Genomic DNA, 17905 nt, shown 5'->3' with positions numbered 1-17905 from the left:
CGATTCGGCCTGGTCGAGCGGCCCAACGAGCCAAGTCCTGCGAATCTTCCCAGCCGACTTTGCAAATTTTGCAAATGGCACGTTGGCACCGAGTCGACTATCCTCCTCGACAGAGAGGGAGCGGATGCAGAAGACTTTTGTCGGGACCCGGTTACGGGAACTGCGCGAGGAACGGGCCATGAGCCAGGTCGAGCTGGCGCGCCTGCTCGGCATCTCCCCCAGCTATCTCAACCAGATCGAGCACAACTCCCGGCCGCTCACCGTCCCGGTCCTGCTACGCATCACCGAGGCATTCGGCGTCGACGCCGGCTTCTTCGCCGCGCACGACGTGACCCGGCTGATCGCGGAGGTCCAAGAGGTCCTCTCCGACGGCACGATCGGCCTGAAGGTGCCGGCCACCGACGCCGCCCAGCTCGCCGAGCAGCTCCCGCAGACCGCCCATGCGCTGATCACGCTGCACCGCCGCTACCGCCAGGCCAACGAGCGCCTCGCCGCGCTCACCGGCGCCCGCGGGCCGGAACCGGCGGGGCCCGCGCCGGCGCCGATGCCGGACGAGGAGGTCCGGGACTTCTTCTACCAGCGTCAGAACTACGTCGGCGAGCTCGACGAGGCCGCCGAGCGGCTCGCCGGCGAGATTGGCCTGACCCGCGGCCGGGTGCACGCGGTGCTGGTCGAGCGGCTGGCTTACCACGGCATTCGCGTGCACAGCCGCGAGCCCGGCCCGGACCTCGCGGGCTCGCGCGACGACGGGCGTGACGACGGGCGTGATCTCGACCGCGAGCTCGACGTCGATGTGCTGCACCGCTTCGACCCGCAGACCCGGGTGCTGACCCTGTCGAGCCACCTGCGGCCCGGCCAGCGGGCCTTCCGCATGGCGCTGCAACTCGCCTTCGCCGAGTTCGACGATCTGGTCACCCGGCTCACCGACGAGGGCATGCTCAGCGGCCCCCCGGCCCGGACGCTGACCCGGATCGGGCTGGCGAACTACTTCGCCGCCGCCCTCATCCTCCCCTACAATGTGTTCCACACCACGTCCGAACGGTTCCGCTACGACATCGAACGGCTCTCCGAGCATTTCGGCATGGGCTTCGAGACGATCTGCCATCGACTGAGCACCCTCCAGCGCCCCCGGGCCCGGGGCGTTCCCTTCTCCTTCATCCGGGTGGATCGCGCGGGCAACATGTCGAAACGCCAGTCGGCCACCGGATTTCATTTCTCCCGCGCCGGCGGAACCTGTCCGCTGTGGAATGTGTACGAGGCACTCGCCGCCCCCGGAAAGATTCACACCCAGATCGCCACCATGCCGGACGGACGCAGTTACTTCTGGATTGCCCGCACGGTCAGCCGGGGCTATGGCCGTTTCGGTCGTCCCGGAAAGACGTTCGCCATCGGGCTCGGCTGCGAACTGCGCCATGCCAGCCGACTGGTGTATTCGACCGGGCTCAACCTGGACGATCCGGCGGCCGCGGTGCCGATCGGGATCGGCTGTAAGGTCTGCGAGCGGGTCGGCTGCGCCCAACGGGCCTTCCCGCAGATCGGCCGTAGCCTCGCCCTCGACGAAAACCGGGGCACCTTCGCCCCCTACCCGGCCGACATCAACTCCTGAGGGTCGGGGCCCGCGTGCGAGACTGGCCTCTCGCGGATCCGCCGCATCGCCGCATCAGCCCAGTTCAGCGCGGTATTCCGTCGCCAGGATCCGGTCTGGGCCCGGTGCCGGCCGAGGAGGGGGAGGCATGCCGACGGCTCCCGGGGGGTCCGATCGCGCCGGCCGATCGGATGGCCACGGTCCGAGCCGGTCCGACGGGCCGGGCCGGCCGGACGCGGCGGGACGGTCCAAGCAGTCGGCTGCGGCGGGACGGCCGGCTGCGGCGGGACGGCCGGACGGCCACGGTCGGCCGGTGGGCGACGGCGAGTCAGGGCATGTCATCGTCGCCGGGCTGAGCAACCTGGGGCTGGGCCTGGCCGAGCAGCTCCAGGCATCCGGCGTGGCGGTGGTCGCGGTCGACGACCAGCTCACCGCCGCCGCGCAGCGCCGGCTGGAACGGTCCGGGGTGCGGGTTCTCGTCGAGAGTCCCCACGCGGCCGACGTGCTGCGCGAGGCCGGCATCGCCGCCTCCCTCGCCGTGGTGATCTGCCACGAGGCCGACCTCGACAACCTCGAGACGGCCCTGCTCGCCGCCGACGTCGCCCCCGGCGTCCGGCTGGTCGTCAGCGTCAACAACCCGCAGCTCGGCGACCAGCTCGCGGACGCGCTCAGCCAGGTACGGGTGCTGAACCTCGCCGAGCTCGCCGGGCCGAGCTTCGTCGAGGCGTGCGTGCGCTCCGACGTCACCCACGCCTTCACGATGGACGCCCGCGCCGACGCCGAGGTGTTCGCGGTGATCGAGGAGGAGATCACCGGGCGGGGTGCCTTCCGGGCCCGCTACGGTGATCTCACCCCGATCTCGCTACGCCGCGCCGGCGCGCGCCACGCCGAGGTCTGCCCCCCGCGCGACACCCCGCTGCATCCCGGCGACCGGCTGACCGTCCTCGGCCGCCTCGCCGAGTTCCACGACCGCGGGATGGCCGTCTCCGGCCTGCACGACGCGCGGCTGTTCGCCGCCCTGGGCGACGGCACGGCCAAACGCCGCAGCGGGTCGCGGGCCCGGCGCGGCACGGCCGCCCGGCTGCGGGAGTTCCTCGCGACGATCCGCGGGGAGCTCGACCGGCCCTTCCGGCTCGCGCTCGCCGCCGTCGTGGCGATCCTGGTCGTCAGCACGGTCGTGCTGTCGCTGGCCTACGCCGACCACAACAACGCCGCGCCACCCGACTTCGGGCCGCTCGACGCGCTCTACCTCACCATCGAGACGATGGTCACGGTCGGCTACGGCGACTTCAACTTCGGCGCGGCCGACGAGTGGCTGCAGATCTTCGGCATCGGGCTGATGCTGTTCGGCGCACTGTCGATCGCGGTGGTCTACGCCTTCATCACGAACGTAATCATCAGCCGCCGGCTCGAACGCGCGCTGGGCCGCGGCCGGGCGGGGGCGGTGCGCGGGCACGTCATCCTGTCCGGCCTGGGCTCGGTCGGGGTCGCGACGATGGACGGCCTGGTCCGCACCGGCCGCCAGGTGGTGGTGATCGAGCGGGACGAGAACAACCGGTACCTGCCCGTGGCCCGCGAGCGCGGGGTGCCAGTGATCATCGGGGATGCGACGGTGCGGTCCACCCTGCTGGAGGCCGGTCTCGCCCACGCGACCACGATCACCGCGCTGACCAGCGACGGGGTGGCGAACCTGGAGACGGTGCTGTCCGCCCGGGAGGCGCACGACGAGCTGCGCGGCGCCCGCGCCGCCCGGGAGACGGCGCGCCGCGCCGGCGGGCGTTCCTACGGCCGCACCCGCCCGCCCGGCGCCCAGCCACACGAGCCCGACCTGCGCGTCGTCCTGCGGATCTTCGACACGACGATGGCCGACGAGGTCGAACGCCGGTTCGGCATCCACACCGCCCGCAGCGCCTCGGCGCTGGCCACCCCGTACTTCGTCGGGGCCGCGCTGGGCTACGACGTGCTGAGCACCTTCTACGTGGAGCGCACCCCCTTCCTCGTCGCCCGGATGACCGTCAACGCCGGCGGGGCGCTCGTCGGCCCCACCCTGCGCGAGCTGTCCACCGGAACCCGCGTCCTCGCCGTCACCACTGCCGTCGCCACCGCCACCGCCGCCACCACCGTCACCACCACCGCCGTCACCACCACCAGCGGAAGCCGACCCGGCGACGGAGCCTGCGCCGGCGAGCCGGACTACCGACCCGGCCGCCACACCCGCCTGCGGCCGGGAGACGAGCTGCTCGTCGTCGGCCCCGTCACCCAGATCGTCGACATGGTCCGGCGCAACCAACGCGTCGATGTCCCCGCCTAGCACCGTCCCACGCCCACGCCCACGGCGCGGGCCGAGAACTACCTCGCCGCCGACCCCCCGGACGTCGCCGGAACCTCATGAGCGCCGCCGGCTGTTGAGGAGGGCCCCGGTCAGGGGTGCATGCGGGCGCCCTTGAGCGCCTTGTCGACGGCGTTGCGCGGGCCGTGCAGGGCGAGGCCGACCAGGTCGAGGTCGTCACGTGGCACGGCCCGGACGGCGGCCCGGTTGTCGCGGTCGTTGCCGGTGGCGAACAGGTCCGACGTGAAGATCGACATGGCCAGGCCCCGACCGCCGGCGCGGGCGAACGACGAGGCCAGCGTCTGGTGCGAGCCGGCGAACACGAGCACCGGTTGGCGGAACATGGGCAGGTACCCGTGGCCGTCCGCGTCGGCGTAGGGCTCGCCGACCAGCTCCGGGTTGGTCGCCGCGATCCCGCTGACGAGGAACGCCGTGACGTTGAGCCGCTGCCAGTCCAGCAGGTCGTCGCGCAACAGCACGGCGATCTTGGTGGTGAAGCGCACCGGGGCGGGCTGCGACGACCCGTCGCCGGCGGTGGGGAGGTCGTGGCGAAGGTCAGTATCCACACCGCCGAGTCTCGGCGGCGGTCGGCATGACGGTCTTGTACGTTCCTGACGTGGCCGAGGCGCACAGGCCCGGGGCGGACGTCGCCGCGGCGGGCAGGGTCGGTGAAGGTCAGACGGTCGCCGCCTGGCGGCCGGCGGTGGCGGGNGTCCGCGAGGNGTTCCACGCCCGGTTCATCTCGCACGTCTACCCACCGCACACCCATGATTCGTGGACGCTGCTCATCGTCGACACCGGCGCGGTCCGCTTCGGTCTGGACCGCCACGAGCACGGCACGTTGCGCTCGCAGGTGACGCTGCTGCCACCGGACGTCCCGCACGACGGCCGCTCCGCCCGGCCCGGGGGATTCCGCAAGCGGGTCCTCTACCTCGACCGGGACCTCCTCGGCGACGAGCTGATCGGCACGGCGGTCGACACCCCGACGCTGGCCGATCCCACGCTGCGCCGGCGCATCGGCCGGCTACACGACCTCCTGCTCACTCCCGGCGAGGACCTCGCGGCCCAGAGTGGCCTCACCCTCGTCGGCGAACGACTACGCGCCCACCTGGGCCGCCGCAGCAGGTTCCCCGCTCGCCGTGACGGTGCGCCACCGCCCCGCCGGGACCCGACCGTTGCCCATGCGCTCCGCGACCTCCTCGACAGCCGGATCGCCGAGGGCATCACGCTGGCCGCCGCCGCGGAGCTGCTCGGCGCCCATCCGACGCACCTGATCCGCGCCTTCCACCAGGAGTTCGGCCTGCCGCCCCACCGCTACCTCACCGGCCGCCGAGTGGACCTGGCCCGCCGCCTGCTGCTCGCCGGTCACCGCCCGGCCGAGGTCGCCACGCTCGCCGGCTTCTACGATCAGGCCCACCTGACCAGGCACTTTCGCCGCATGCTCGCCACCAGCCCCGCCCGCTACGCCCGCCCGACCTGACGCCACCGCAGGACGTCGCCTCGAAAGGTCTCCTTGCACATGCCTGATGTCGTGGTCGCCGGGGTGGTGAACGTGCAGCAGACGGTACCGGTGGACGGGTTTCCCGTCGCCTACGCGCCGGTCCGGTATGCGACGGGGCGGCTGCGGCTGGCGGCCTCCGGGGTCGGGCTGAACGTCGCCCGGACGCTGGCTGCGCTCGGCACGCAGGCGACCCTGGCCACCCTGGTCGGGGACGATCCGGCCGGGATGGTGATCCGGGCCGAGCTGCGGCGTCTCGGCCTGCTCGGCGAGGACGAGTCGGGCGGCCGGGGCGCCGGGGTGCTGCCGACGACGAACAGCGCGATGTCCGCCGTCCTGGTCGATCCGCACGGGACCCGGCAGGTCCACACCGACCTCGCCGACCTCGCCACGGCCCGCTATCCGCCGTCGGTGTTCCGTGACCTGCTCGCGGGGGCGCGTCTCGCCGTGCTGACAACCGCCGGCTTCGTCCGCGACCTGATCCCCGTTGCCCAGGCCGCCGGCGTGCCGATCGCCGTCGACGTGCAGACCATCGAAGACGCGAGCGACGCCTACAGCCGGCCCTGGTTGGCGGCGGCGACCATCGTGTTCTGCTCCGCCGAGCGCCTCACGGCCAGCCCCGCCGACACCGCCGCCGCGCTGCTGAGCCGCTACCCGGCCCGGATCGTGCTGCTCGGGATGGGCGGCGACGGCTGCCTGCTCGCCGTCCGGGACCGTCCGCCGCGCCGCCTGCCCGCCCTGGCCCCGCATGGCGTGCTCGACACCACCGGCGCAGGGGACGCCCTGTGTGCCGGCTTCCTGCACTACTGGCTCGCCACCGGCGATCCCGACGCGGCGGCCCGGCGCGCCGTCCTCGTCGCCGGCTGTGCGGTCGGCTCCGCCGGCACGGCCGTCCACGTCACCGCCGGGCACATCGACGATCTCCTGCGCGCCCCGGGCGGGCGGCCGTCGGGCGTCGGCTGACACACGGCGGGCCGGTCCGATCCGACCTGCGGTGTTCGTCGCATATCAGCTGCTCGACAGCGGCGGCGGTGTGGCGCGGATCCGCACTACGCTCCCCCACGGCGTCGCGTGGCGCCCGTGGAGATCAGCAGCGAGGGAACGATGACGGCGAGGACGATTCCGATCCGTTTCACCGACGACGCCGGGGTGATCGACATCGCGGAGTCGCTGTCCACCCTCAAGGGGGACGGGCGCCACCTCTGGCTCGCCGGCGACGAGACGATCACCATCGAGCGGACGGCGCTGTCGCCGACCGGAGACGGCTTCGTCGACCATGTCAGTTTCTCGGTCGCGGACTTCCTCCCGCTGCCGGAACCGCCGGAACCGGACGGCAGCCAGCTCGAGATCGACATCGAGGGCCTCGACCGGCACGGCGACTACCTCTGGTTCGTCGGTTCGCACGCCCGGACCCGCAAGCGGGTCAGGCCGCACCACGCCACCGAGCAGGCGCTGGCCCGACTGGCCAAGGTGAGCAGCAACGCCAACCGTTACCTGCTCGGCCGCATCCCGGTAGTGGAGATCGACGGGGCGCCGACTCTCGTCCCCAGCGCCTCGGCGTCGGCCTCGCCGGGCGGGGCGAAGCTGACCGCCGCCGCGCTGGGCCTGTCCAAGCAGAACCGGCTGACGCGGGCGCTCAAGGACGACGAGCACCTCGGCCTGTTCCTGAAGATCCCGAGCAAGGACAACGGCCTGGACATCGAAGGGCTCGCGGTCGTCGGCGAACGGATCTACCTGGGGCTGCGCGGCCCGGTGCTGCGTGGCTGGGCGGTGGTGCTCGAGCTGCGCCTCACCGAGGGCGACGGCCAGGATCTGCTGCTCGCCCCGATCGGCGACAGTGACAGCGGCGACGGCGGTCCTCTGTACCGCAAGCACTTCCTCGACCTCGACGGGCTCGGCGTGCGGGACATCCTCGCCCACGGCGACGATCTGCTGCTGCTCGCGGGCCCGACGATGGATCTCGACGGGCCGGTGCGGATCTATCGCTGGCGGGGCGCGGCGCACGCGCGCACGAGCGTCGTCGTCACCGACGAGACGATCGAGCGGGTGCTGGAACTGCCGGTCGGGACCGGCGACGACCACCCGGAGGGCATCGCGCTGCTGCCCGGCGATCCGTCCTCGTTGCTGGTGGTGCACGACAGCCCGGCACCGCGGCGGCGCTGGCACCGTCACGAGATCCTCGCGGACGTCGTCCCGCTGCCACGCGACTGAACCGGCGGGGCGTCCGACCACGGTTTACGTCCCTGACGATCGCCGGGCGTGTTCGAGGGCCCGGCGGTCTGTTCGCCATCCGCCGACCACGGCAAGATTGGCGCACGGAATCACAGTCCGCCCCGCTCACCGCCCTGCCCGAGGTACGCGCGTGTCTGACGAGATCGACCTGGCCGCCGTCACCACCTGCACGGATTTCGGCCGTGTACTGACGGTCGTCCGGGAGCGGGCGGGGCTCAGCGTGCGCGACGTCGCCCGGAAGGTGAACGTCCCGGCCAGCACGGTCGGCGGCTACTTCGGCGGATCGCACCTGCCGGGGCTGAAGCCGGCGAACCTCGTCGAGAACATGCTGCGCGCCTGCGGGGTCNCCGNCCCCGCCGAGCTGCGCCGCTGGGTCGAGACCTGGAGCCGGATCCGGCGCACCCGCCGGGGCTCCGGCGCCTCAGAGCGGGGCGCCTCAGAGCGGGGCGCCTCAGAGCGGGGCGCCGCCGAGCAGGGCGCCGCTGGTGGCGGGTGGGGTCCCGGCGCCGTCGCCAGCCGGCGGCGCGGCTCCGGCGGTCCCCCGCGGGCGCCCGTCGACCGGGTCCGCGGCGACGAGAACGTGGCGGCCCTGACGGTCGCGCCCCCCGTGGCTCGGCTGGATCGGTTGCCGGCCGTGCGTGGCCGCGGTGAGATGATCACCCTGCTGACCGGACTGCTCCCCACCGCCGTCGGCGATACCGCCGGGAGCGGCCCGGCAAGGCCGGCCGGGCCAGGTGGGTCAGGTGGGTCAGGTGGGTCAGGTGAGCCGGTCGGGCCGGGCCGGCGGGGCAATGGCACGCGGGTCCGCGGCCGGGTGCACGTGCTGCACGGGCTCGGCGGGATCGGCAAGAGCACCGTGGCTCTCGCCCTCGCCGCGACCGCGCTCGATCGCGGCGTGCGGACCTGGTGGATCAGTGCCACCCGTCCCGGCGCGGTGCCCGCGGCGATGGGGGCGCTCGCCGTCGAGCTCGGCGCCACCCATCATCAACTGCGCCGGGCAAGCCTGCCCGACCTGGTCTGGCGCCTGCTCGGCGCCCTCGACCAGCCGTGGCTCCTGGTCGTCGACAACGCCGACGATCCCGCCGACGACCTGGGTCCGTCCACGGGCAACGTGCTCGACGGCACCGGTTGGCTGCGCCCGGTCACCGGAACGCGGGGGATGGTCGTAGTGACCACCCGCGACGGCGCGGCCTGGTCGCTCGGCTCGGCCGGGGGCCGACCCCCGCCCTGGATACGCCTACACCGGCTGACTCCCCTCACCGACCGCGACGCCGGCCGGGCACTGCTGGACCTGGCGGGTGACGGCCCGGGGTCCGCCCAGGCCGCGCAGAGCCTCGGCCGCCGCCTCGGCGGCCTGCCACTGGCGCTCTCGCTGGCCGGCCAGTTCCTCGCCGAGGCGCGGCGGATGCCGCCGGGCTTCGGCGGCTCGGTCATCCCCCGGACCTACCCGGCGTACGAACAGTTCCTGCGCACCAGTGGGCCCTGGTCGCTGCTGCCGGACTTCGCGGCCGCGGACCCACGATCCGCGGCACCGCGCACCCGCCCGCAGCCCCCGGACACCCCTGCGGACGCCCACCCGCCGGCGGACGTGCCCGAACGCCGCCGGGAACGCGAGCTCGTCGGACCGACCTGGGAGCTCTCGCTGAACCTGCTCGCCCTGCGCGGGCAGGTCCGGGCCCAACCGCTGCTGACCCTGCTCGCCTGCCTCGGCGGCGATCCGATCCCCGTCGACGTGCTCCTCGACGCCGAGGTGCTCACCGCCTCGCCCCTGTTCAGCGACCTGCCGGCGACCGAGCTGTGGGGGCTGGTCCGGGCCCTCGCCGGCCACGGGCTGATCGAGTACACCCTCGACCCGACCAGTTCAGCCGACCCGACCAACCCCGCCGCCCCGGCCGACGCGCCCATGCCGGCGACGGCGACGGCGCCCGGCGACGCGGGCGCTGCGCACCGGATCTGGCTGCATCCGCTGGTGCGGGACAGCTTCGGTCGGGCCGCGCACGTCTCCGGCCGGGTCGAGGACTACCTGGAGACGATCACCGCCCTGCTGGTCCACGCCGCCCGCCGGCTCGACCCGCGCGACCCCGAGACCTGGCCGGCCTGGACGATGCTGGCCGGGCACGCGGACGCGGGCCTGGCGATGCTGCGCGCCCGGCGCCAGTGGGGGTTGCCGGCGCTGACCGAGGGGCGGTTGCCGCCGGAGCTGCTGGTTCCCGCGACGCTCGCCGCCCGCTTCCTGCGCGCGACCGGACGTCTCACCGAGGCCGCCGCGGGGTACGAAACGGTGCTGGACACCGGCCGGCGGCTGTTCGGCGACGATCACGCCGACGTGCTGTCCGCCGCCCATGACCTGTACCGGGTGCGCGCCGCGCAGGGCCGGCCCGGCGACGCGGAGGAGGGGCTGCGGGCCGTCCTCGACGACCGGGCCCGGGTCCTCGGCGCGGACCATCCCGACACCCTGACGACCCAGCACTACCTGGGCCGCACCCTGCGCGAGTCGGGCCGCCACCCCGAGGCGCTCGCGTGGCTCACGCGGACGCTGACCAGCCGGGAACGGGTCCTCGGCCACCGTCACCGCGACACCCTCACCACCCGCAACAACGTCGCCGACCTGCTCGTCGAGCAGCAGCAGTGGACCGCGGCGGAACACCTGCTGAGCGCCGTCTGGACCGACCGGGTCGACACCCTCGGGCCCGAGCATCCCGCGACCCTGGTGACCCGCTACCACCTGGCCCGGCTCGACCACCGCCGCGGCGAGCACGCCCGAGCCGCTGGGACAGCCGCCGAGCTGGTAGCGGTCTGCCGCCGCGTCCTCGGCCCCGATCATCCCCGCACGCTGGCGGCGATCGGCCTGCACGGCGAGATCGAGCAGGAGCTCGGCCGGCTCGCCGCGCTGCGCGCCGACGTGGCGGACGCGTACCGGCGCAGCCTGCGGGTGCTGGGCCCGGAGCACGGGACCACGCGGCGGCTTCAGCGGCTTCAGCGGCTCGTCGGCCGCTCGCCGTCGTCCTGACGCGACCCGCCCGGAGCGGACCCGTTCGCGGTCGAGCCGGCGGGCAGCGCCGGAAGCCCGGGGGCGCCGACCGCTCGCACCGAGGCAAACCCGACGCCGTCCCGCTCGGCCAGCAGCCGCAGCGGCAGGCCCACCGCCCAACCGCCGAGGGCGGGCAGCAGGGCCCACAGCGGCAGCCCGGCCGGCTCGGTCAGCAGCCAGGCGACGCTCGCCAACTGGCAGGCGAGCAGGTTCGCCAGGACGAAGCCGCCGCCGCGGGGGCGGGGTGACCGGATCGGATCGAGGCCTGGGGCACCCGACCGGACCAGCCGGATCAGCCCGGCGGTGGCGACCAGCGCGGCGAGGACGGCCGCGGCCGCGGCAAGCCCCCGTCCGGCCAGGGAGACGTGGCCGCCGGGCGGCCCAGGCGTCACCGGGGCGACCGCAGCGGGCCCTCGGGGCACGGCCGGCAGCGTGGCGGCGCCGTCTGCGTCGGCGGTGAGGGCGAGCCCGCTCGCCACGGACACGACGGCGACGATCCCGACCTGCGCGGTGAGCACGATCGCGACGTACCGCCGCGGGAGGACGAAACCGCGGGGCCGGCGCAGGTGCACGCCGGTGGCCAGCGCCGGCGTCCGTCGCCCGCAGACCCGGTCGGTCGGCAGATCACGCAGGTCGGCGACCGTCCAGCCGGCGACGATCGTCGCGAGGCCGAATCCGGCGGTGAGTACGCCCGCACCCACGCCCACGTCGCCCCCGGTGGCGGCGACGCCCAGCGGCAGCCCGCCGGCGAGCGTGGCCGCGGCCAGCAGGCGGCGCAGCGATGGGCCGCCCCCCNCCCGCCATCGGGACAGGGCCAGCCAGGCCCGTAGGCCGATGACCGCCACGAAGCCGATCCGGGCGGGGAGGGAGGCCGCCCACAGCCAGCCGCCGCCCACCACCGCCGCCCCGGCCAGCGCCGCCCATCCCGCGACCCAGCCAGGCGCGAGCCGGCCCTGGACGAGGGGGCTGTCCCGGCGCACCGGGTTGATCCGGTCGGCGTCGAGCCCGGCGACGGCGTCGAGCAGGCGGCCGAACACCGACACCAGCACCCCGGCGAGGACGAGCAGCAGCACCGCACCGACCCGGGGATCCGCCGCCGCGAGGCCGCCGGCGGCGAACGGGACGGCGTCCGCGAGCGCGGTTCCCGGCCGGGTCAGCGCCCACACGTCGACCAGGCGGCGGACCGCGGTCCGGTGCCGCCGCGCCGTCCCCGTCCGGCCCGCCGGATGTCCGGCGGCACGGCTTCCCATCCGACCTCACGACCGTTTCTCGCGTCCCCCGAGCACTGCGCTCACGGGCGATCGCAGCCTGTTGAGAAAAACCCATGCGAGACACCGATAAAAGGCGGTCGCGCATCGCCGTACAAGGTCGTACAGACAGCGGCGAGTACGCGCCGTGACACCCGGTGTATGCCTGACCGGAAGCGGCGGCAGGGCAAGCCGTATTGCAGTAAGATGACTGCTACGATGCGCGCCGCCGACCGTCCGTCGGGTTCGGGGGTGCGGCTGAAGGAAACTACGGGCATCGCGGCAATGCCCCGGCCGGACGTCGCGATGGAAGGCCCGCGGCAACGGCGCGCGGATACCCGCCGACCGCCGGAGCGGGCCTCCCCCCGATGGCAGGTCCGCTCCGGCGACGAACCGAGGGTGCGGCCGTCGACCAGCCACCTCCGGTGCCGCGGAGGTACAGATCATGCGGCTGCGGCGGCAGCGACCCTTCGGCGGCTCCCAGATAACCGCGTGCCGGACTAACCGGAAAGACCCGGACGGCAAATCCGTACAACGTCGTACGCGATGGTCCGATGTTGCGAACGGCAGTTCGGGGGGACGGCCGGCGGGGAAGGGATCGGCGGTAACCGTCCCGTCCGACCGCGGACGCGTCGTAGACGGCGGGTAGGAAAGCGAGCCGCGACCGCACGAGCGGTCGCCCCGCCGTCACGCCAGGCTTCCACCGCTGTCACCTGTCACCGAAACAACGGCCAGCGGCCAAGTCCGCGATTAGCGTCGAAACAGTCAGGTCACCGATCGCCGGGCGGCAACCGGGATTCCGGGCGGTATTCTCGGCGCGTCACCAGGAAGCAATCCCGCAATCCGCGAACACGTGTTCCCAGGAGTCATGGTGTCCTCTCGTTGGCTGGACGAGCCGCTGCAGACCGAGCTGGACGACGCCGCCATGACCGCGCTGCGCCAGTGGTGCGCCCAGACCGAAACCACCTTTCGGCTCGTCCGCTGGCTCACCGGCGGTCGGTCCACCGCACGGGTCGCCGCCGTCCTGTCGGACGACCCGCACGAGGGCGCCCGCCAGTTGATCATGAAGCTGGACCAGGCGCCGGGCACCGCGGAGGATCCCCAACCCGGCGAGTTCGCCCGCCACCGGCGGGCGTTGACCGAGTCCCGGGACTTCGCCCGGCAGCACCTCACCAAGCCCGTCCACCAGCCCATCCCGGTCGGCGACGGACGCTGGTTCGTCTTCCAGCGGGTGGCCGGCGGCAGCCTGCGCGACCCGATCACCCTGCACACGCTGCTGGACGCCGTCCTGCATCCGCCCCGCCCGGCCCGCGGGGCGGGGCCGGACCACCTCCGGGGCCCGCAGCCCACCTTCCCCCGACCGGCCGCCAACGCCGCCGCCTTCGCCGACGTCAGCACCGCAGTCGTCGGATCCGTGCTCGGCGAATGGGCGGGGCGGACCCGGTTGCCCTCGATGGACGTGCCGGCCATCCTCGGCCGCCAGCTCGGCGACCGACTCGCCCCCGGCAGCCGCCTGCACCGCCTCGCCGCCGCGCATCCCGGGCGCACCATCACCGTCGAGGAGGAGGACCATCCCCTGCCCAACCCGTTCGCGCTGGTCCTGGACGCCCGCCGGACCGCCGGCGTGCGGCTGCCCACGTTCGTCGGGCGCGCCCACGGGGACCTGCACGTCGAGAACATCCTCATCCCGACCGATCTGCGCGACGCGAGCGCGGCCTTCCAGCTCATCGACCTGTCGCGCTACGCCGCCGACGCCGTGCTCACCCGCGATCCCACCCACCTCGTGCTACACGTCCTCGCCCGGACGCTGGTCGAGCTCTCTCCGGCCCAGCGCACCGCCACGATCGACGTGCTGCTCGACCCGGACCTCGACGGGGCACTCCTGCCCCAGTGGCTGTGGCTGTTCATCGACCAGGTCCGCTCCGCCGGGCAGGAGTGGGCACGCGCGGCCGACCTGGTCGAGCAGTGGCGCGACCAGGTACCGCTGTCGCTGCTGGCCTGCGCCCTGACCTGCCTCGGCCGGGCGTCGACCCGCGAGGAGGACCGAGGCTGGTTCCTGCGCCTCGCCGCGAACGCCGCCGCCGCCTTCCTCGACCAGCAGGGCCTCGACCAGCACGAACTCGACCAGCAGGGCCAGGCGCAGCCCGCCCCGGAGAACGGCGACCGCGAGCAGCACGGCTTGCTGCGGGCCGATGCGGACGGAGCCGGCCCGCCATCCCCCGATCCTCCGGTCGCCGACAGCGCGAACGGCAGGCCCGCGGGCGGCACAACCGGCGGGTTCCGAGCATCCCCACGAAGCGTGGACGGCATCGCGGGCGGCGCGCGTGTCAACGGCCCCTCGGTGAACGGCCCCTCGGTGAACGGCTCCGCAGTGAACGGCTCCGCGGTCGACCTGCTTCTCTTCCATGCCCGGGCCGATGCCGTGTGGGCGGACTGGATCGGCTGGCATCTCGAGGCAGCCGGCTGGCGAGTCCTGCCGTACCCCGATCACAACCCCGACGACCATGATCTTGACGACCATGATCTTGACGACCACGGCAGCCCCGACGGCGCCGACGAATCCGTCGGACCGCAGACGGCCATCTCCCTGGCGGACGCGGTCGCCCAGGTGCCGCGGACGCTCGTCGTGCTCTCCCCCGCCTATCTGCGCGAGCTGCAGGGCAGCGCCGAGTGGCAGGAGGCCTTTCCGGCGGCGACCGCGGCCCGCGGCGGCCGGCTGGTCACCATCCGGGTCGAGCCCTGCGATCCGCCGGACTGGCTGGGCCTCGTCGCATCGGTGGACCTCGTCGGGCTCGGTGAGGATGAGGCCCGCGCGACGCTCGTCGACCGGATGACGGCTCTGCGCAACGGTGACGGAGATACCGGGCGCCGGGCAAGCTAGTGCAACGCCTCAGAAGAACCCACGTGGCTCCGCTCCCCCGCACACCTCCTCGTGGCTACGCAACCGCGCCACGCTTCCGCCCAACCCCGGCGGTCAGGGAACCGCGATGGTCGGGTCGGGGGAATCCGGCGACGGCGAGACGACCGCCAGAACCTGGTCGAGGGCCACGAGGTCGCCGGGGCGGACCAGCACCTTGGCGACGACGCCGGCGGCCGGCGCCGAGACGGGATGCTCCATCTTCATCGCCTCGACGACGACCAGCGACTGCCCGTCGGTGACGGACATACCCGGCTCGACGAGGACGGCGATCACCGTGCCGGGCATCGGGCTGCGCGCCTGGCCGCCCGTGGCCGAGGCCACCTCCGCTCCGGCCACGGGAACCGCTTCGGCCAACTCCCAGGCCCGCCCCTCCCGCCCCAGCCAGAGCAGCTCGCCGGCGGGGGACGATCCGCCCGTGGCTGCGATCGAGCGGCGGCCCCCGGCCGCTGCCGGCGCAGAGCGCGGGGGCTTCGCCGGGTCGTGCTCGCCCTCGGTGGCCGCCCATGCGAACGCCCACCGGGTGGTGACCGAGCCGATCGTGACCAGCAGATCGTCGCCGATCTGGCGGACCGACGCGGCGACCGGTGGCCCGTCGGCGAGGCGGACCCGCGCGGCGGCCGGCGTGCCGCGGGCGCTGACCCGCACGGTCGCCGCCCGCGGCCCGAGCGCGGCGCCGCCTGCCGGCGTCGACACCGCCGGATCGCCCTCCCCCACCGGGGCGGCCAGCCCGGATCCGCCTGGCACCGGGCCTGCGTCGGGTCGCGGCGCGGCGCCGTCGACGCCGGTGCCGCCGGTGCCGCCGGTGCCGTCGGTGCCGATGCCGCCGATGCCGACCAGATCGCCACCGGGCGATCCCCTCCCGGCGGTCTCCCCGGCGGCGGGGCCAAGACCGGCGGCGGTACTCCCGGCGGCATCGCGCCCGGCGGAGCCACCATCGACGGAACCGCCGCCCGCCAGGACGTCGCCGGAGCGGTAGTCAGGAGTGGCGCCCCCTACCGGGCCGGACCCGCCGCCCGGGCCGGACCCGCCCCCCGAGTCGGAGCCGCCGCCCGGAATGAGCACGTCCCAGCTCAGCCACGCGGGCTCACCGGGACGCCAACCGGAGGGGATGTCCCAGGGGTCGACGAGCGGGCCGACCGGCTGCAGCGCGAGCAGCCGGGCCAGGGCATAGCCGAGGATGGCCTCGCCGGGCAGCTCGTCGGCGGTGAGCGCGGCGAGGTCGCGTTCGACCAGACCGGTGTCGAGCCGGCCGGCGACGACGTCAGGATGACCGAGCAGCGCGCGCAGGAAGCCGATGTTGGTGGTCACGCCGAGCAGCACGGTGGCGGCGAGCGCGGCGTCGAGCCGGGCGATCGCGGCCGGCCGGTCGGGCCCCCAGGCAACGATCTTGGCGAGCATCGGATCGTAGGCGGTGCCGACGGTGTCACCGGCGGCGATGCCGGCGTCGACGCGGATGGCGGGCCCCGCGGGCTCGCGGAAGGCGAGGACCTGCCCGCCGGTCGGCAGGAAGCCGCGCGCGGGGTCCTCCGCGTAGACGCGGGCCTCCACGGCGTGGCCGGTGAGGCGGACGTCGGCCTGGCCGAAGCGCAGCGGCTCGCCGGCCGCGATCCGGATCTGCTCGGCGACCAGATCCACCCCGGTGACCAGTTCGGTTACCGCGTGCTCCACCTGCAGGCGGGTGTTCATCTCCATGAAGTAGAANTCGTCGGGCGCGTCGGCGGACAGGATGAACTCGACCGTGCCGGCTCCGACGTAGCCGACGGCGCCGGCCACCGCGACCGCCGCGGCACCGAGCCGTTCCCGGGTACGCGCGTCGAGCAGCGGCGAGGGCGCCTCCTCGATGATCTTCTGGTGGCGCCGCTGCAGGCTGCACTCGCGTTCCCCCAGATGCAGCACGGTGCCGTGCGTGTCGGCGAGGACCTGCACCTCGACATGGCGGGGACGGACGATGAACCGCTCCACGAACAGGGTGTCGTCACCGAAGGCGGCGGCGGCCTCTCGGCGGGCCGAGGCAAGGGCGGCGGCCATCTCCCCCGGTGCGCGCACGACCCGCATGCCCTTGCCGCCGCCGCCGGCCGACGGCTTGACCAGGACCGGGTAGCCGAGCTGGCCCGCGGCCTCCGTGAGGGCAGCGTCACTCATTGCGGGCGACGACCGCCCCGGCACCACGGCCACGCCGACCTCGGCGACGGTCCGCCGCGCGACGATCTTGTCGCCCATCACCTCGACAGCGGCGACCGACGGTCCGATGAAGAACAGCCCGGCGGCCTCGCAGGCCCGGACGAAGGCGGCGTTCTCGGCGAGAAAGCCGTAGCCGGGATGGACGGCCTGGGCCCCGCAGATCTGCGCAGCCTCGACGATCGCGTCGATGTCCAGGTAGCTCTCCCGGGCCGGCGTGGGCCCCAGGCGCACCGCGACGTCGGCCTCGCGGACGTGGCGGGCGCCGGCGTCCGCGTCGGAGTAGACGGCGATCGAGCGGATGCCGAGATCACGCAGGGTGCGGATGATCCGGACGGCGATCTCGCCGCGGTTGGCGACGAGCACGGACGAGAACGCCAGACCCGGCAGCCCGGCGCCCCGGCTGGACAGGCCCGGTCCGGTGCGGCGCTGCGCGGGGGCCGGACCGGTCGCGACGGCTCCCGGATGGTTCCAGGTCGACGGGTCAGCGGCTGACACCCTTGATCCTCACGTCTGTACTCCCCTCGCCACCGGCCGACCGCGTCCTCGCCTACCCGTTCACATCCGGAACACGCCGTAGCGGACCGGTTCCATCGGGGCGTTCGCGGCCACCGACAGCCCCAGGCCCAGCACCATACGGGTATCGGCCGGGTCGATGACCCCGTCGTCCCAGAGCCGGGCCGTCGAGTAGTAGGGGCTGCCCTGCTCCGCGTAACGGTCCAGGATGGGCCCGCGGAACGCGGCCTCGTCCGCGTCGCTCCAGTCGGCGCCCGCCGCCGCGACCTGATCCCGGCGGACGGTGGCGAGCACCGCCGCGGCCTGCTCCCCACCCATCACCGAGATCCGCGCGTTCGGCCACATCCACAGAAACCGCGGCGAATACGC

General features: G+C 74.2%; 10 protein-coding genes and 4 pseudogenes. 8 read left to right on the top strand and 6 right to left on the bottom strand.

All coding sequences use genetic code 11. The features are described 5' to 3' along the window. The first annotated feature begins 124 nt into the window (after positions 1-124). Together FF36_RS26490 and FF36_RS26485 are read left to right on the top strand one after the other, a co-directional pair. Positions 125-1606, top strand: coding sequence for a short-chain fatty acyl-CoA regulator family protein (locus tag FF36_RS26490; RefSeq protein WP_044887914.1), 1482 nt, complete (start codon positions 125-127; stop codon positions 1604-1606). 127 nt (positions 1607-1733) lie between these two features. Continuing rightward, on the top strand, positions 1734-3896 hold the full coding sequence (locus FF36_RS26485) for an NAD-binding protein (protein ID WP_370657155.1): 2163 nt from the start codon (positions 1734-1736) through the stop codon (positions 3894-3896). Between the two features lie 110 nt (positions 3897-4006). On the opposite strand, the gene FF36_RS26480 is transcribed toward FF36_RS26485, so the two are convergent. After that, complete coding sequence (locus FF36_RS26480) at positions 4007-4480, bottom strand: DUF2000 domain-containing protein (protein ID WP_044887912.1); 474 nt, start codon at positions 4478-4480, stop codon at positions 4007-4009. Between the two features lie 157 nt (positions 4481-4637). On the opposite strand from FF36_RS26480, the gene FF36_RS26475 reads away from it, so the two are divergent. The 5 genes and pseudogenes from FF36_RS26475 to FF36_RS40470 all read left to right on the top strand — a co-directional run. Then, positions 4638-5394, top strand: a 757-nt coding sequence (locus FF36_RS26475) for an AraC family transcriptional regulator (RefSeq protein WP_277912993.1), incomplete at its 5' end; no start/stop codon positions are given. Positions 5395-5433: 39 nt separating this feature from the next. Then, a complete protein-coding gene (locus tag FF36_RS26470; RefSeq protein WP_044887910.1) occupies positions 5434-6375 on the top strand; it encodes a carbohydrate kinase family protein in 942 nt (313 codons plus the stop codon). Positions 6376-6516: 141 nt separating this feature from the next. Then, positions 6517-7623 (top strand): DUF3616 domain-containing protein, encoded by a 1107-nt coding sequence (locus FF36_RS26465; protein ID WP_044887925.1) that lies wholly within the window; start codon positions 6517-6519, stop codon positions 7621-7623. A gap of 151 nt (positions 7624-7774) precedes the next feature. After that, positions 7775-7990: pseudogene (locus tag FF36_RS40165) on the top strand (helix-turn-helix domain-containing protein); the annotation flags it as partial. Between the two features lie 5 nt (positions 7991-7995). Further along, positions 7996-10654, top strand: a 2659-nt coding sequence (locus FF36_RS40470) for a tetratricopeptide repeat protein (RefSeq protein WP_422615118.1), incomplete at its 5' end; no start/stop codon positions are given. On the opposite strand, the pseudogene FF36_RS26455 reads toward FF36_RS40470, so the two are convergent. Both FF36_RS26455 and FF36_RS39120 read right to left on the bottom strand, forming a co-directional pair. Further along, positions 10621-11470 (bottom strand): annotated as a pseudogene (locus FF36_RS26455) (UbiA family prenyltransferase); the annotation flags it as partial. The gene FF36_RS40470 and the pseudogene FF36_RS26455 sit on opposite strands and share 34 nt — an antisense overlap. A gap of 1 nt (position 11471) precedes the next feature. Further along, a pseudogene (locus FF36_RS39120) lies at positions 11472-11925 on the bottom strand (UbiA family prenyltransferase); the annotation flags it as partial. An 865-nt stretch (positions 11926-12790) separates the two neighbouring features. Between FF36_RS39120 and FF36_RS26450 the strand changes: the two are divergent. Continuing rightward, positions 12791-14803: a toll/interleukin-1 receptor domain-containing protein gene (locus FF36_RS26450; RefSeq protein ID WP_242422879.1), complete on the top strand. Its 2013-nt coding sequence runs from the start codon at positions 12791-12793 to the stop codon at positions 14801-14803. A 93-nt stretch (positions 14804-14896) separates the two neighbouring features. Here the strand turns inward: FF36_RS26450 and FF36_RS39115 are convergent. From FF36_RS39115 to FF36_RS26440, 3 genes and pseudogenes are all read right to left on the bottom strand, one after another. Continuing rightward, positions 14897-16543: pseudogene (locus FF36_RS39115) on the bottom strand (biotin/lipoyl-containing protein); the annotation flags it as partial. 1 nt (position 16544) lies between these two features. Continuing rightward, the coding region (locus tag FF36_RS39110) for an ATP-binding protein (protein ID WP_242422881.1) at positions 16545-17386 on the bottom strand (842 nt) is incomplete at its 3' end. Between the two features lie 192 nt (positions 17387-17578). Continuing rightward, positions 17579-17905 (bottom strand): carboxyl transferase domain-containing protein (locus FF36_RS26440; protein ID WP_044887906.1); only part of this gene is annotated, 327 nt, incomplete at its 5' end.

It is taken from the genome of Frankia torreyi (genome assembly GCF_000948395.1).
Classification (GTDB): domain Bacteria; phylum Actinomycetota; class Actinomycetes; order Frankiales; family Frankiaceae; genus Frankia; species Frankia torreyi.
This window is presented reverse-complemented; position numbering and strand designations above follow the sequence as displayed.

Coding starts and splice junctions, on each gene's coding strand:
- FF36_RS26490 (WP_044887914.1), top strand. CDS start 125: ATGCAGAAGACTTTTGTCGGGACCCGGTTACGGGAACTGCGCGAGGAA.
- FF36_RS26485 (WP_370657155.1), top strand. CDS start 1,734: ATGCCGACGGCTCCCGGGGGGTCCGATCGCGCCGGCCGATCGGATGGC.
- FF36_RS26470 (WP_044887910.1), top strand. CDS start 5,434: ATGCCTGATGTCGTGGTCGCCGGGGTGGTGAACGTGCAGCAGACGGTA.
- FF36_RS26465 (WP_044887925.1), top strand. CDS start 6,517: ATGACGGCGAGGACGATTCCGATCCGTTTCACCGACGACGCCGGGGTG.
- FF36_RS26450 (WP_242422879.1), top strand. CDS start 12,791: ATGGTGTCCTCTCGTTGGCTGGACGAGCCGCTGCAGACCGAGCTGGAC.